This is a genomic window from Lacticaseibacillus manihotivorans DSM 13343 = JCM 12514, from assembly GCF_001435035.1.
GTDB lineage: Bacteria > Bacillota > Bacilli > Lactobacillales > Lactobacillaceae > Lacticaseibacillus > Lacticaseibacillus manihotivorans.
The window spans coordinates 1-15,872 of the sequence record NZ_AZEU01000234.1 but is presented as its reverse complement, the minus strand read 5'-3'; the positions used below and the strand labels follow the sequence as shown (position 1 = coordinate 15,872).

At 49.6% G+C, this 15,872-nt stretch carries 10 protein-coding genes; 9 read left to right on the top strand and 1 reads right to left on the bottom strand.

Features of this window, described 5'->3' with window-relative positions; translation table 11 throughout:
• Positions 1 to 78: 78 nt before the first annotated feature.
• Genes FD01_RS12285 through asnS form a run of 6 tightly spaced genes read left to right on the top strand, consistent with a single transcriptional unit; the run spans position 79 to position 13,009 of the window.
• Positions 79 to 3,555 (top strand): PD-(D/E)XK nuclease family protein, encoded by a 3,477-nt coding sequence (locus tag FD01_RS12285; RefSeq protein WP_056964571.1) that lies wholly within the window; start codon positions 79 to 81, stop codon positions 3,553 to 3,555.
• Entirely contained in the window at positions 3,548 to 7,198 is a 3,651-nt protein-coding gene (gene addA, locus FD01_RS12280) for a helicase-exonuclease AddAB subunit AddA (protein ID WP_056964568.1), read from the top strand. Before FD01_RS12285 ends, addA begins: the two co-directional genes overlap by 8 nt.
• Positions 7,199 to 7,238: 40 nt before the next feature.
• Positions 7,239 to 10,001, top strand: coding sequence for a helicase C-terminal domain-containing protein (locus FD01_RS12275; protein ID WP_056964566.1), 2,763 nt, complete (start codon positions 7,239 to 7,241; stop codon positions 9,999 to 10,001).
• Entirely contained in the window at positions 9,994 to 10,485 is a 492-nt protein-coding gene (locus FD01_RS12270; RefSeq protein ID WP_056964564.1) for a cell wall elongation regulator TseB-like domain-containing protein, read from the top strand. Before FD01_RS12275 ends, FD01_RS12270 begins: the two co-directional genes overlap by 8 nt.
• Before the next feature lie 21 nt (positions 10,486 to 10,506).
• Positions 10,507 to 11,685, top strand: a complete 1,179-nt coding sequence (locus tag FD01_RS12265) for a pyridoxal phosphate-dependent aminotransferase (RefSeq protein ID WP_056964562.1) — start codon at positions 10,507 to 10,509, stop codon at positions 11,683 to 11,685.
• Between the two features lie 25 nt (positions 11,686 to 11,710).
• The gene (gene asnS, locus FD01_RS12260) at positions 11,711 to 13,009 is read left to right on the top strand and encodes an asparagine--tRNA ligase (protein ID WP_056964561.1); all 1,299 of its coding nucleotides are present in this window, start codon (positions 11,711 to 11,713) and stop codon (positions 13,007 to 13,009) included.
• A gap of 20 nt (positions 13,010 to 13,029) precedes the next feature.
• On the opposite strand, the gene FD01_RS16180 is transcribed toward asnS, so the two are convergent.
• The gene (locus tag FD01_RS16180; protein WP_152164726.1) at positions 13,030 to 13,308 is read right to left on the bottom strand and encodes a hypothetical protein; all 279 of its coding nucleotides are present in this window, start codon (positions 13,306 to 13,308) and stop codon (positions 13,030 to 13,032) included.
• 144 nt (positions 13,309 to 13,452) lie between these two features.
• Between FD01_RS16180 and FD01_RS12255 the strand changes: the two genes are divergently transcribed.
• From FD01_RS12255 to FD01_RS12245, 3 genes are read left to right on the top strand one after another with little or no spacing between them, the layout of a single operon-like run.
• The gene (locus tag FD01_RS12255) at positions 13,453 to 14,064 is read left to right on the top strand and encodes a DnaD domain-containing protein (protein WP_054716148.1); all 612 of its coding nucleotides are present in this window, start codon (positions 13,453 to 13,455) and stop codon (positions 14,062 to 14,064) included.
• A gap of 12 nt (positions 14,065 to 14,076) precedes the next feature.
• The gene (locus FD01_RS12250) at positions 14,077 to 14,730 is read left to right on the top strand and encodes an endonuclease III domain-containing protein (protein WP_056964559.1); all 654 of its coding nucleotides are present in this window, start codon (positions 14,077 to 14,079) and stop codon (positions 14,728 to 14,730) included.
• Complete coding sequence (locus FD01_RS12245; RefSeq protein WP_056964557.1) at positions 14,723 to 15,187, top strand: deoxycytidylate deaminase; 465 nt, start codon at positions 14,723 to 14,725, stop codon at positions 15,185 to 15,187. The genes FD01_RS12250 and FD01_RS12245 overlap by 8 nt, the downstream gene beginning before the upstream one ends.
• The last annotated feature ends 685 nt before the right edge of the window (positions 15,188 to 15,872 follow it).

The window sequence follows — 15,872 nt, the reverse complement described above, 5'->3', positions numbered from 1 at the left end:
CACAATAATCATACCTTAAAGCTAGGCCAGAAACTAGCTTGTGCTAAACTAGAAGTAACAATTATAGGAGGCAGTGTGATGGCGTTACAATTTGTGATCGGACCCGCCAGCAAGGATCATGAACAAGCGATGATCCAACAAATCAAAGCAAATCTTGCCGACCCCAAAGCGCAAGTCTTTTACTTGGTGCCTAACCACGTGAAGTTTGAAGCAGAAGTCAGTTTGTTAAAAGGGCTTAAAACTGGCACCATCGCGGCGCAAAATCGCGTGCAAACTTTTTCCTTTACGCGCATGGCGTGGTATTTTTTGCGCGAATCCCCGATTTTTGCCCAGCCGCGCTTAGACACTGCCTCGAATGCCATGTTAGTTGCACGGCTGTTGCATGAAAATCGCGACCAGTTGCGTTTATTTGGCGGCTTGGCCAATGCCATCGGTTTCACCACTAAGCTTGCCAGCCAACTCACTGAACTGCTCAACGGTCGCATTGACGCCAAAACCTTGCAAAAGGCCTGTGACGATTTGCCTGGCAATGACCGCCATCGCGCCAAGTTGCAAGATTTGGTGATCATGCTCGATGCTTATGAACAAGCAGTGGGGCCTTTTGCCACCAATGCCAGTTTACTTGCGGCGTTAAGTCAAGCCTTGCAACGGCATGATCTCAGTCATACTTATTTTTATTTGGACCACTTCAATGATTTGGCAGCCAGTGAACAGAATTTGGTGGAAACCTTGATGCAACAGGCAGCCCAAGTGACAGTGGCTTTGACGTTGGATGACTTAGAACCAGCTCACACGCCTGATTTATTTTTGCCGGCCAAACGCTTGTATCAGCGCTTAGATGCAGCGGCACAACGCTTAGATGTCGCGGTTTTGCCGGCGATCGTAGCCCCAGATCGCACCTTGTCAAAAGGCATGCACGCGGTTGAACAATTCTTTGTTGCGGACACCAAGCTTGAACCGATCAAATTCAGCCAAGTCGTCCCCAACGTTACGCTGGCCAAGGCGGATTCGCCTTACACCGAATTACGAGAAGTGGCCAAACAGATCAATATCGCGGTGCACCATGGCGCGCGCTACCGCGACTTTTTGGTGATGGCGCGGCATTTGGATCCTTATGCGGACGTGATCGATCCGATTTTTGCGGAATATCAATTGCCGGTGTTCGTCGATCATGAACATCCGATGCAACATCACCCAGTTGTGGCTTTATTAGAAAGTTTATTTGAGATCCAGCGCCATCATTATCAATACGGCGATGTGATCCGTTTGTTGCGTACGGAATTATTGATCCCCAAAGACATGTCGCCTCAAGCGTTTCGCGCCGCCGTCGACGTGTGCGACAACCATCTGTTGCGCACCGGCATTTCTGGCAGTTATTGGACCAAAAATCAAGACTGGCAGTATTTACGTCGCCGCACTAGCGACGATGGCGTTGATTTAGACCCAGAAAAATCTGAACAACTCAACATTGTGCGGCGCTTGATTCAAGCCAATGTGCCGCGCTTATTTAAAGCACTGAATCTGGCCGAAACTGGCTTACAAGCGGCCACGACGTTATACCAATGGTTGATCGACATGGGTGTCGTCGATCAACTCAATGCTTGGCGACAAGCGGATATCGATGCCGGTAACTTACAAGCTAGCCAAGCCGGGGAACAAGCTTGGGCGACTTTTGTGAAGTTATTAGATGATTATGTCGCGATTTTAGGCGAAACGCCTTGGGATCTGGAACAATTTGTTGAAATTTTAAATGCTGGTTTTGCCAGTGCGACTTACACGCAGATCCCGTCCACGTTAGATCAAGTGGTGGTTTCTGAAACTGCGTTGACGCGCTTGAACAAGTTCAAACATGTCTTTGTCATTGGGGCGACGGCGGCGGTAATGCCAGATCAAGTGTCTGATTCCGGTTTATTATCCGCAGAAGACCGCGTGGCCATTCAATCCCTTTTGCCAGATACCGCGTGGTTGGCAGTCAATGGGCCTCAAGTGGCCTTAGGCGATCCCTTCATTAACTATGCGGGGATGTTAGCCGGCGACACTGAATTGACCATGAGTTATCCAGGCTTTGTCGACAGTGAAAATCATGCCTCGCCTTACTACACCCATATGCTAGAAGCGTTGAAGCTCACGGAACAAACCTGGGAGCAGCCGACGCCAGATGCTGCCCCAAACGGCGGAACCCCGCGGAGTTTGTTAAGTGATTATGTCGCTGTCGCACAAAAAGCCCGCGAACAAAAGCGCCAGCAATTACCGGTGGCTTGGCAACAAGTGTATACGCAACTGATGCAAACCAGTTGGCAACCGCTGACGGTGCGCTTAACTAGCAGCTTGACTTACACCAATGACGTCGGCAAGCTATCATCAGAATTGGCGCAAAAGCTTTACGGCGAACATTTATTTGTGTCCGTGTCGCAACTGGAAACTTATTATCGCAATCCGTTTGAATATTTCCTCAGATATGGCTTGCGCCTGCGCGTGCGGCCAGAATTTGCGATGACGCCAGCAGACACAGGTTCCTTGGATCACGCCACGTTAGATCAAGTCTTCAAAAAACTCGCGGAACAAAACCTGCGCTTAGGCGATTTGGATGCCCAACAATTACGTGACTTGGTCAGCGATGTCGTGGATTCATTGGTGGCGCAACCGGGATTAGAGATCCTCACCACCAGTTTACAAGGGGATTATGCCAAACGGCGGATCCAAAGCATTTTGGTCGCGGTGCTGACCGCGATTCGCCAACAACAAATGGCTAGCCGTTTTGCCCCGCAAAAAACCGAATTGCCGTTTGGCGGCGGCGACCAGAAACAACAACTGGCCCCAATCGTGCTACCGATCGGTAACCAGCGCCAAGTTTCAGTGCGCGGGAAAATCGATCGCTTAGACACGGTCACCTTAAATGGCGACGAATATTTCTTGGTGATCGACTACAAATCCAGCAAGCACGTGTTCACGCCACTGGAAGCTTATTATGGCGTAGCGATGCAAATGCTGACGTATATCGATGCGGTGGAAAATGATCTCGATGAAAAAGGCGTCGCCAACAAACCTGCCGGCGCGCTTTATATGCACATGCACAAAAAGCCGGTCGCTTATGATCAAAATCCAGACAAATTACAAATCGCGCATCAAAAAGCCTACAAACTGCAAGGCTTATTAGTCTTGCCAGATGATCAAGACCAAGCCTTGAACTTAGCGAAACAATTCGACGCTGGTTTAGCAGATGCCGGATTCACCAGCAATATCGTGCAAATCGGCACCAAGAAAAACGGCGAATTTTCTGCGCGCACACATGCCATTTCTCAAGATGCGTTAGCGTTATATTTAAATCACAATCGCCAGTCGATCATTCATGCCGCCCAACAGATCTTAGCGGGCAATATTGCGCTAGCACCATTGCAGTTTAAATCTGAAGCCACAGTGATCACCCAATCCGACTATCAAGCCATCATGTTGTTTGACCCCGCAACAGAACACGACCGTTATCACCATGTCGACTCCTTAGACGTGCCAACGATCATGGCCAATATGCGAAAGGAAGCTGAAGACCATGCCTAAATATACTGAAAATCAAACCAAAGCCATTTTGCATGGTGGCCATGATGTGCTGGTATCCGCTTCTGCGGGCTCCGGGAAAACCACTGTCTTAGTTGAGCGCATTTTACACCAGTTAAAAGCCGGCGGCGAATTGTCGCGGATGTTGATTGTGACCTTCACCAATGCCGCAACCAGCGACATGAAACTCAAGATTCAAAAAAAGCTCAAACAAGCTTTCGCAGCGGAAACAGACCCAAAAATTCGCCGGCATCTCGGCACTCAGCAAGCCTTAGCCAACAGTGCCCCGATCATGACGTTGGATGCGTTTTGTCAACAAGTGGTGCAACAGTACTATTATGCCATCGATTTGGAACCAGGCTTTCGCATTTTAAGTGACCCCGTTGAGCGGAAATTGCTGGCCGAATCTGTGTGGAGTGACTTGGTGGAAGCTGAACTTGCCGGGGAGCATGCCGCCGACTTTGAAGCGTTGGCGGATAATTTCAGCACTGGCACCGATGATTCCGGGCTTGCCGACGCCGTCTTTTCGTTAGTGGATTATGCCAACACCACACCGACGCCACACCAATGGTTGACTGAAATTGCTGATGCTTATAACCCTGACAATTTCGATGCGTGGTTCGATCACCAAGTGTGGCCGCGCTTAGCCGAACAATTGCGCCAAGCCCATGACAGTTTGCAAGGGTTACTTTCAGCGCTTGATCCTGCCGACAATGCTTTAGCCGACGCAGGCGCTCAGTTGCAAAATGTGTTGACAGCATTGGATCAAGCGGCGCAATTGGACACCCAAGATTATGCCAGTGCCCAAAGTTTGCTCAACAGCTTGCCTTGGCCAGACTGGCGCAAAGGCCGTCGAACCAAAGATGAAGTGGCCAAAGAAATCAAAAAGCAAACCGTCGATGCCGCCAACGCCGTGAAAAAAGCGTTTCAAGCCAACGCGCTGACCATGGTGCAAATTGCGCCTAAAGACCTCACTGAAGCATTGACGGCAACATATCCACTGATGCAGACGTTAAGTGCCGTGTGTCAAGAATTCACCTTGGCCTTTGCGACGGAAAAACAGGCGCGCCATGTGCAAGATTTCAATGATATTGCCCATCATGCGTTAGATATTTTGCACACCGATGATCCGCAAACAGGCGTTGCGATCGCAGAGAACTATAAAGCCAGCTTTGATCAAGTGTTTGTCGATGAGTACCAAGACATCAACTTGCTTCAAGAAAGTTTGCTGGATGCAGTTTCTCAAACAACGCCTGGCAATCGCTTTATGGTCGGGGATATCAAGCAGAGCATTTACGGGTTTCGCTTGGCGGATCCGCGGCTATTTTTGGCGAAGTACCGCCGCTTCGGTGTTGCAGACAGTGATGGTGAGCGTTTGGTCTTAGCCGAGAACTTCCGCTCCAGTCGCAATGTGTTGGATTTTACCAATTTGATTTTTTCGCAGATCATGGATCCGGCTGTCGGGGACATGGCTTATGACCAAGACGCGCAACTCAAGCGCGCCACCTTTAATGCACCTGAAGATTTCGCGCCTGCTACGGAATTGTTGTTGAATGTGGCTGACGCTGACAGCGAACCAGAAGCTGATGATGAGGACGCGGACCCAGACGTTGAGAACTTGGATAAAGCCACCCGCCAAGCCAATTTGGTGATCGCTAAAATTCAAGCGTTGGTCAATGATCCAGACGCGATTTTATATGATGGCCAAACCAAAGCCGCGAATGGCGACTTGGTGTGGCAAAAACGCCGCATTCGCTATCAAGATATCACACTGCTCGTGCGCGGGCGGACCAACAACGTCGCCATTCAAAGTGCCTTTGCCAAAGCCAAAGTGCCGATCGTCGTCGCTGATGCGCAAAATTATTTCAAAACCACGGAACTGATGACCATGTTGTCGATGCTACGGGTGATCGATAATCCCAAACAAGAAATTGCACTTGTTGCCGTATTGCGCTCGCCGATGGTGGGGATGCGGGCTGATCAATTGGCGTTGATCCGCTTAGCGAAGCCGCATGCCAGCTTTGATGATGCCTTTGAAGCCTTTTTAACGCAACCGACCAGAAGTGAATTTGGCGCGCAAACGCAACAAACGGCGCAACATTTTGCTGATCAAATTGCGGATTTGCGTGATTTCGCCCGCGGCCACGAATTGGTGCAGTTGATTTGGCGGATCTATGATGAATTCGGGTATTTGGATTTTGTCGGTGGCTTAGATGGCGGCGTCCAGCGGCAAGCCAACTTGCGCGCTTTAGCCAGCCGCGCCGCCAGTTATGAAGCAGGAGGATTTCGCGGTTTATTTGCCTTCATTCACTTCATTGAATTGATGCAAAAGCAAAACAAAGACCTCGCCAGTGCGGTTACCGTCGATCCTGATGTCGATGCCGTCTCATTGATGACAATCCATGGCTCCAAAGGCTTGGAATTTCCCGTCGTGTTTGTGATGGGGATGGACACGAAATTTGATCTGCGCGATTTACAAAGCCGCCAGATCTTGACGCCAAATTTGACTGGGGTGCAGTGGCTCAATCAAGCCACTGGCGCAATTTATCCCTTGCCGCAATTTGAATTAGCCAAAGCGCAGAAACGCCGGCAAATGTTGGCGGAAGAAATGCGGCTTTTATATGTGGCACTGACCCGGGCGGAACAATATCTGTTCTTAGTGGCCAATGTCGATAGTCCCGATCAGTTGACCAAAAAATGGGAAACTGCCACCACTGCCACGCATCAAGTGTTACCCCAAGCGATGCGCGCCAGTGCCGGGCGGTATTTGGACTGGATCGGCATGGCGATCGCGCGGTTGGATGATGGCAAAATCGAAACCTTTGGCGCGAAAGTTAAAACCGTGCTGGATTCTGATCAAACGCCAGTCGTCGCCAACACCACCCCAGACCTACCAGCGCCGGCGCCAGAAATCGATTTAACCAAATGGTTTGATTGGCACTATCCCTTTGCTGCCGCGACGAAAACCACGGGCTTTCAATCGGTAACCGAAATCAAACGTGCCCAACAAGAAGATGAAGACATTCAAGAATTGGTGGCATCTGATCGCCAGCTCGGTGGCAATCGCTTTGTGTCTGATTTTGCCCAACCGCAATTTTTGATGAAACCCAAAGCGCCATCTGCAACTGCGATTGGGACGGCGACGCATTTGGTATTACAACAACTCGATTGGATGAAACCGACAGCTGAAACCATCGCGGCAACAGTTGCGCGCTTGGTGGATGAACAGCGTCTCGATAACCAAGTCGCTGCCAAAATCGATCAAGCCAGTTTGTTGCGGTTTGTACACACGGACTTGGGCCAATTGATCACGGACAATGCCAGCGGGTTGCATCGAGAAGTCGCGTTTTCCTTGTTGTTGCCTGCTGCATCCGTATTTGCCAAAATGGCAGAGGACCAAGACAACGATATTTTAGTGCACGGGATGATCGACGGGTACGTCACCACGCCAAATGGGGTCGTGTTGTTTGATTACAAGACGGATCATGTGCAGTCTGCCGAAGAATTGTTGCCGCGCTACACGTTACAACTGCAATTGTATGATGAAGCACTGAGCACGATGCAGCCCCAACCGGTGATCGCCAGATATTTGATCGCTTTGGCGACTGGTGAGGTCATCAGTGTGGCGAAAGCCCCGCAAGAATAGTAAAATAGACGCTGAATCTATCATGAAGTGAGTGAAGTCATTGGCTTTCGACCAAACCTATGCGGTATTAGATCTGGAAACGACTGGTACGTCAGTTAAAAATGGCGACCGCATCATCCAAATCGGATGCGCCTTCGTCAAAAACTTTAAGGTGATCGCCACCTTTTCACAAATGATCAATCCGGATCGCGACGTGCCGCAAGCGATTCAACAATTGACCCATATCGACCCAGAAGCCTTAGTGGCCGCACCTTATTTTGCTGACGTCGCGGAAGGGTTTGCCAAGCGTCTAAAAGATTGTGTGATCGTCTGCCACAATGTGAATTTCGATTACCCTTTTTTAAGTGCAGAATTTGAACGCGTCGGCTTACCGGCGTTGACTAATCCAGCCATCGACACGGTGGAGCTTGCGCAGATCTTATTGCCGACGCAAGGCAGCTATCGTTTGCAAGATCTCACCCAAGCGCTGGGCATTCAGCACAAAAATCCGCATCGCGCAGACTCTGATGCCGTCAGCACCGCCAAGTTGTTGATGGCATTGACCAAACGCTTTCAAGCGTTGCCGAGTGTGTTGCAACATCAACTGGTGGGCAAAAGTCATGCCTTGATCCGGCAAACTGGGGATTTTCTGGCCAAGGTGGAACGCTTTGATGTGCCGCTGAAACGCCCGATGATCCAAGTCGGGGAGTTGGTGCTACAAGCGATGCCTGAGGTCGTGGAACCGATCGAACCACGCGCTTATCCTTTGGCTGCCATCGACAAGAAAGCCATTTTGAAACCAGCGTATAAGTGGCGCGCCGCCCAAGGCAAAATGATGGACGCCATTTATCAAAATGCGACCGACACACAACAACCGTTGGTGATCGAAGCTGGCACTGGCTTAGGTAAAACCATGGGGTATTTATTACCTTATGCCTATGTTGCCAATGCCCAACAAAAACTGGTGATTGCCACGACGACCACGGTGTTACAAAGCCAGTTATTTGCCCAAACGCAAAAACTCGCTGACCTGTTGGATCGCCCGATCAATGCCGTGATCATCAAAAGCCCGCACCATTATTTAGACCTCACCCAATTTCAACATAGTTTGCAACTGCCTGCCGGCGACCGCTTGACGGCAGTATTACAAATGAAGTTATTGGTGTGGTTGAGTGCCACCACCACTGGTGACTTAGATGAGTTGCACTTGACCACTTATCGCGCCCCGTTATTTGGCCAAGTCGCTCATGCTGGCGCCAAAGCCGTGGGGCCTTATGCTGAGTATGATTTTTATCAGCGTTTGCAGACCCAAATCAAGGCGGCTAGCATTGTGATTACCAACCATGCTTACCTTGCACGCCATCCAGAACTTGCTGAAGCCCAGCCATTCTTAGTAGTGGATGAAGCTCAACATTTCGCCGACAACGTGGCGTTGGCGCACGCTCATGCCCTGGATTTGGCCAAGTTGCGCATTCATTTGCAACACTTAGCCCGGCTGGTCAATCGCCCAGAACATCACAACTTGATGCAAGTCTTCGCCGATTCCAAAATGCAAACGTATCAATTGCAAAGCTTAGCAACCGCCGTGGCCGCAAGTATCGCCACGATCGAAGCCGTCCAAATCAAATTCGGCAAAATGCTTCAAGACCCTAAACCTGGTTTTATGGCGCAGTCGCTGAGCGTTGAACAAGCCCAAAGCGTTGAAGCCGAATTGCGGGCCTGGCTACCGAAATTATCTCGCCAACTCGATGCTGTAGCCGGGGTTTGCAGCCAATTGCAACAACAATATCTCAGCCATCAAGATCATTTTGGCGTCAGTGCTGCTGGCTTGTTTCAAGCGCTCGGTGCATTGCGCAAAGCTTTTGATCAAGACAGCATCCAACTGATTGCGTTGAAAGATTTCAAACATTTGGATCAACAACTGTGCCGCTTGGAGCTTTCCAATGGTAAAGATGCCTTAAGTTTGAAACTCACTTGGCAACAAGTTTCGGCTGCTTTGGCGACTAAAGCCTTGCTCGATCAATTCCAAGCCCCAGTGTTAGTGGGGGCGACGTTGATGGTGGCACGTAAATTCGATTATTTACTCCAAGCAGTCGGTTTGCCCTTAGAGACGCCGACATTGCGTTTGCGCAGTCCGTTTCATTACGCCCAACAAGCGCAAGTGTTTGTGGATCCCGAAGCGCCTCATCCAGATGACGTTGACTATTTGGATTATCTCGTCGATGCGTTGCGGCAATTATGCGAAGTCCAGCATCAAACCATTGTCTTGTTCAATCGCTTAGATACCATCAAAGCTGTTTATGCTCGGATCGCGGACCGCGAATGGACGGCGGATTGGGAAATTTTAGCGCAAGGGGTGTCTGGCTCTGCCGGGAAAATTGCCAAGCGTTTTGCGATTTCTCAACACGCGTTATTACTTGGCGCCGCCAGTTTCTTTGAAGGCGTCGATTATCCGGATAAGCAATTGGAAATGGTGATTTTAACCCGTTTACCGTTTGATGCGCCAAGCCAGCCGTTGGTGCAAGCGCGCAGTGAGCAATTGCAAGCACAAGGACGCGATCCGTTCACTGAAGAAGCCTTACCAAAAGCCACGTTAAGATTGCGGCAGAGTTTTGGCCGCTTGATCCGCACGGAACATGACCGCGGCGTGTTTATCTGCTTAGATCCGCGCTTAGTCACCACTAAATATGGCCGGCAAATGCAGCACGCTTTACCGAATCTTAAGCCAATGCGCCTGTCAGTACCAGAAATGGCGCAGTATAGTAAAGCATGGTTAGATCATCAACCACTATTGAACAAGGAGGGAACCCATCATAATGCGTAGAGCAAATCGCCGCAACTGGCAAGGCAAAGTCTGGGTCGTTGTCGGCTTAGTCTTGATCGCCGTGGTGTTAGGCATTTATCAAAAAGGTCTGGCCCCAATGCGTGCCGTACGCACACAAGCCGTCAGCATCGCCAAAAAGAAAGCTGGCGTGCAATCCGTTTCTGCCTTTTATTGGGACAAACAGCGCGATTCTTATGTGACGGTGGCAGGCACCACCAAAAATAAGCAAAAAGTCTATGTCTTGATCCGCCAAAAAACCGGGCATATGGATGTGTTGCGTCAAGCTAATGGGATTTCCATGCAAGAAGCTGAGGCTGAAGCCATCAAAAGCTTCGCGCCTAAGAAAATTATTAGCGTGGGATTGAGCATTCGTAAACAAAAAGTCGTTTGGGATATTGGCTATCGCTCAAAGTCTGGTAAACTAGGCTATGTAACTTATGATTTTAAAAACGGCGATCAATTATTTGCTGTCGCTAATTTATAATTCAGCCTGGGGAGTGAGCCTATGCATTTATCAAAGCGAATCAATACTGTGGCACCGTCAGCAACATTGGCTGTGTCGAATTTAACCAAGCAAATGAAAGCGCGTGGGGAAGACGTGATCGACTTGTCGATCGGCCAACCTGATTTCGAAACGCCAAAGCACATCGAAGAAGCAGCGATTGCGGCCATACGGAACAATAAAACCAGTTTCTACACGCAAGCTTCTGGCATTCCAGAATTGCGCCAAGCGATTGCCGATCACATTTTTGCCCAAACCAACGTGCGCTATGATCCCAGACAAATCGTGGTCACCACTGGCGCGAAGTTCGCCTTATATGGTTTGATGCAAGTCTTGTTAGACCCAGGCGAAGAAGTGCTGGTGCCAATTCCTGGCTGGGTGTCTTACGTGGAACAAATCAAGTTAGCTGGCGGCGTGCCACGTTCTGTGGTCGCCAAAGCCAACTTTAAAGTCACCGTGGATGAACTGGAAGCACAGCGCACTGCAAAAACGCGCGCCGTGATCATCAACTCACCACAAAATCCAACTGGTGCGGTTTACACCCGTCAAGAATTGACCTTGATCGGTAACTGGGCATTGAAGCATGACATTTTAGTGATCGCTGACGATATTTATCGCGACTTGATTTATAACGGCACGGCTTACACTTCCATGATTCAAATCGATCCTGCCATCACCGCAAACACGGTATTGATCACTGGTGTTTCCAAGTCTTATGCCATGACTGGTTGGCGCATCGGCGTCATCGCCGGCCCTGAAAAAATCACAAGTGCCATGGGCAAATTACTGGGCCACGCCACTGGGAACACCACGGCAGTCGCGCAGTATGCGGCACTGGCAGCCTTTTCCGGCACCCAGGAACCCGTCGAAACCATGCGCCAAGCATTTGAAAAGCGCTTGAATGCGGTGTACGATCGATTAGTGCAGATTCCAGGCTTTGAACTCGATACCAAACCACAAGGGGCCTTTTACTTGTTCCCGAAAGTTTCTCGCGCTGCGCAATTATGCCACTATACGTCAGTCGATGACTTTGTGGCCGCATTGCTTGAAGAAACTGGGGTCGCGTTAGTGCCAGGGCGTGCCTTTGGGATGCCAGAACATGCACGCTTGAGCTATTCAAAGGATATGGAAAGCTTAATGACGGCGATGGACCGCATTGCGGCCTTCGTTGCCAACAACTGATTTTACTTAGAGGAGAATTTATTGCATGACTACCACGATTCGCATTAAAGATGCCGCCCAACACGTTGATGAAGAAGTCCAAATCAACGCGTGGCTGACAGACAAACGCTCCAGCGGCAAAATTGCCTTTTTACAATTGCGCGATGGCTCGGCCTTTTTCCAAGGGGTCGTGTTGAAAAACGCGGTGTCTGAAGAAGTGTTTGCCACTGCCAAAGAATTACACCAAGAAACATCGATGACCATCACCGGCACGATCCATGAAGATAGCCGCAGTCATTTCGGTTATGAAATCCAAGTCTCCGACATCAATGTGGTGGGGACTTCTGAAGATTATCCGATCACCCCTAAAGAACACGGGATCGAATTCTTGTTGGATCACCGCCATCTGTGGTTGCGTTCCAAGCGCCAATTCGCCATTCAACAAATTCGCAACGAAATGATCCGCGCCACTTATGAATTCTTCAACAACGAAGGCTTCATTAAGATGGACCCACCGATCCTCACGGGTTCGGCTCCTGAAGGGACAACGGAATTATTCGAAACCGAATACTTCGACAAACCCGCTTACTTATCTCAATCTGGCCAATTGTACGCTGAAGCCGGCGCCATGGCTTATGGCAAAGTCTTCACTTTCGGCCCAGTGTTCCGCGCTGAAAAATCCAAGACTCGCCGTCACTTGACGGAATTTTGGATGATCGAACCGGAAATGGCCTTCATGCATCAAGATGAAAGCTTGAAGATCCAAGAAAACTACATCGCCTTCTTAGTGCAATCTGTCATCGATAACTGCGAATACGAATTGACCTTGATCGATCGCGATATCGACACCTTGAAGAAGTATACCAAGACGCCATTCCCACGCATTCGCTATGATGAAGCCATCGAAATGCTGCAAAAAGCCAACTTTGATGTGAAGTGGGGCGACGACTTCGGTTCTCCTGAAGAATCCTACTTGTCCGAACAATTCGAACAACCAGTGTTTGTGTTGAACTATCCGAAAGCCATCAAGCCATTTTACATGTTGCCTGAAGAAGGCCGCGATGATACTTATGTCTGCGCGGACTTGTTGGCCCCAGAAGGTTATGGCGAAATCATCGGCGGTTCCGAACGTGAAGTCGATTATGATAAGCTCAAAGCCCAAATCGAAGCCAAAGGATTATCTTTGGATGAATACGAATGGTATTTGGACTTGCGTAAATATGGCAGTGTGCCGCATTCAGGCTTTGGCTTAGGGTTTGAACGGGCGATCACTTGGATCTGCCACTTGGATCACTTGCGCGAAGCGATCCCATTCCCACGGATGATCAACCGCATCAAGCCGTGATCACAAAAGGGCCAAGACTGTCATTGTCTTGGCTCTTTGTTTATCTCTTGGGCTTGGGCACGAAAATCGGTGGGCGGAAGTGAATTGGCGGCACTGCGAAAAATGGGCCAAGTTGCCGGTGCGGCCGGCTTCAGAAATCGGCAAAAACCGCCGATGTTCTTCCGCCTAAAAAACGAGCCAAGAAAACCACTTGTCTTGTTTTTTGCCGATGAAATCTGCGGATGCCGCCAAAAACCAGCGTCATCCTTGATTTCATTACCACAGGCAATTGGCCCATTTTTCTCCGTTTGCCAACTCACTTCCGCCTACCGATTTTCTCGGCAATGCCAGCGCGGAGACAAAGAAAGCAGTCTCTGACCTGACGTTGGCCGGGTTGGTGACGGCTTATCGAGAATTCGTTGTGAATGGAATCTATTCGTCAATTATGTTCAAAGGAGTTTTCAATGGCAGATGCTTTAAATAGCTTTTTGCAAACCCGCAATACTAGCTTTTCTGATGTGTTGTTTTCACACTTTGCGCAAACGGATCTGACGCAAAGTGAATTTGTGGTGTACTTATTTTTGACGCGCTGGGGGCAAACCCATGTGGAAGCCCCAGAACCACAGGCGCTGGCGCAAGCGACGAAAATGACGCCAAGTGGGGTATATGCGGCGATCACCAGCTTGATCAATAAACAAGCCATTGCGTTGATCAGCGTGTCAGACAATGCGGGGCACAGTGTCGATCAATACGACGTGACGCCGTTGTTGCGCCGCTTGTTGACGACGCCAGAAACCACCACTGAGAAAACATCCAGTGGCAATGCGTTAGTATTCAATCAAATTGAAATTGAATTTGGCCGGCCGCTTTCGCCAATCGAACAACAAACCATCAGTGATTGGCTGAATATCGACCATTATGATGCTGGTGTGATTCAGTTGGCGCTGCGCGAAGCGGTGATCAACCAGAAATATTCCTTGCGCTACATGGATCGCATTTTGATTGCGTGGGAGAAACAACACCTGACCACGGTGCAACAGGTGCAAGCTTACCAAGCGCGCCGCGAACAATTGTAAGGAGGGATCGCCTTGAATGATGCGTTAGCCGTTGAATTCCTAAATGCAGTCCTAAAGCAATATCCTGATGTCCAACCGACTTTGGTGGCGCACAGTCCGTTTGAAATTTTGGTGGCGGTGATGTTATCGGCGCAAACCACAGATCGGGCGGTGAATGCCATCACGCCGAAACTCTTTGCGCAGTATCCAGATGCGGCAGCAATGGCCAAAGCCTCAGCTGAAGACATTGAGCCTTATATCGACCGGCTTGGTTTGTATCGCAACAAGGCCAAGTACTTGGCGACCATGAGCCGGCAGTTGATGTTGCGCTACGATGGCGTCGTGCCGCAAACTTATCCTGAACTAACCGCTTTAGCCGGGATCGGGCGCAAAACGGCGACAGTGGTGCGCACGGATGCCTTTAACATTCCTGGCATTGCCGTGGATACCCATGTGTCGCGGATCATCAAAGGGTTTGGCATCGCTGATCCCAAAGCCACGCCTGATCAAATTCAAAAGCGCTTAGAAGCATTGATGCCAGAAGCTACTTGGATCCAGTTGCACCGCGGCTTGATCCGCACTGGGCGTGAATGGCTCAGCGCCCGCGATCCGCAATTTCCTGAGGCTTGGGCCAAATTTAAACCTTATTATCATCCAATTAAAAAGGAGCGTGCGCATCATGCCTGATACCATTCAACCGTCTAAACGTCATGCCCAACGGGAATCTTGGGATCATTATTTTATGAAATTGGCTTTAAATGTGGCCGAGCGCTCAACTTGTGAACGCGCCACAGTCGGGGCTGTACTGGTCAAAGATCATCGCATTATCGCCACTGGTTATAACGGCAGTATTTCCGGCGACCCGCATTGCGACGAAGCTGGGCATTTGATGCGTGATGGCCACTGTATTCGCACGCTGCACGCGGAAATGAATGCCATTTTGCAATGTGCCTTAAATGGGGTATCGACCAAAGGGGCCACCGTTTATGTCACGTTTTTCCCTTGTTTGAATTGCACCAAGGCGTTGGTTCAAGCCGGCGTGTCAAAAATTTATTACGCCAATGATTATCGCAACGATCCTTATGCGGAAGAATTGTTGGCCAACCATCATGTTGAAGCCGTACACTTAACTGTGAAGGATTAGCGATACAAAACTTTTGCGATACAAAACTTTTACAACCAATTGCTTGCAATTAAATACAGTAAGCGTTATCATGTTCTCGAATTCAAGGTGGAGATAGCAACTTAGCGCACGTTGCTTGAAACTCTTCGCAACGGGGGGCAGTTCCCCGCAGGCCCAGTGAGACTGATCCGCAGTGACCCCAGCTTAACGGTTGGTGGGCATTGGATCTCTAGCATCAGAGTACCGGTACTGAATGGTTCTTCGGAACTCCATGATTACGCCGGATCGCGTTCCTCATGGTGACATGGGAAGCAAGTCGACGTCTGTGCACGAAAGGCAGTGCAAAGCTGATTAGTGACTAAAGCGGTCTAAGGCCAATCCCCTAGGGCTGCGCAGAAACGTACTTGGATACATCAAATGACAGCACGAACGTAACTGAATTGGTGTCAAAGCCAAGAGTCCACGAAATAGGCGGTAAGCAGGAGATAACCACACGTTCATAACGCCAAAATCGGGTCAAGGCACATCTCTATGATGTGTCTTGGCCCGATTTTCTATTGCTAGTCCAGACTAATGTTCCATGGCAAGTATGGCGCCAGCGTGGTTTCATTCAGTTCAAATTCTGGTATCTGTGGAAGCTTTTCAAATAAGCCCGCGTTTTACAATCAAGTTAGCCACTATCGTTAGCACTCAGACAAAATAAAAA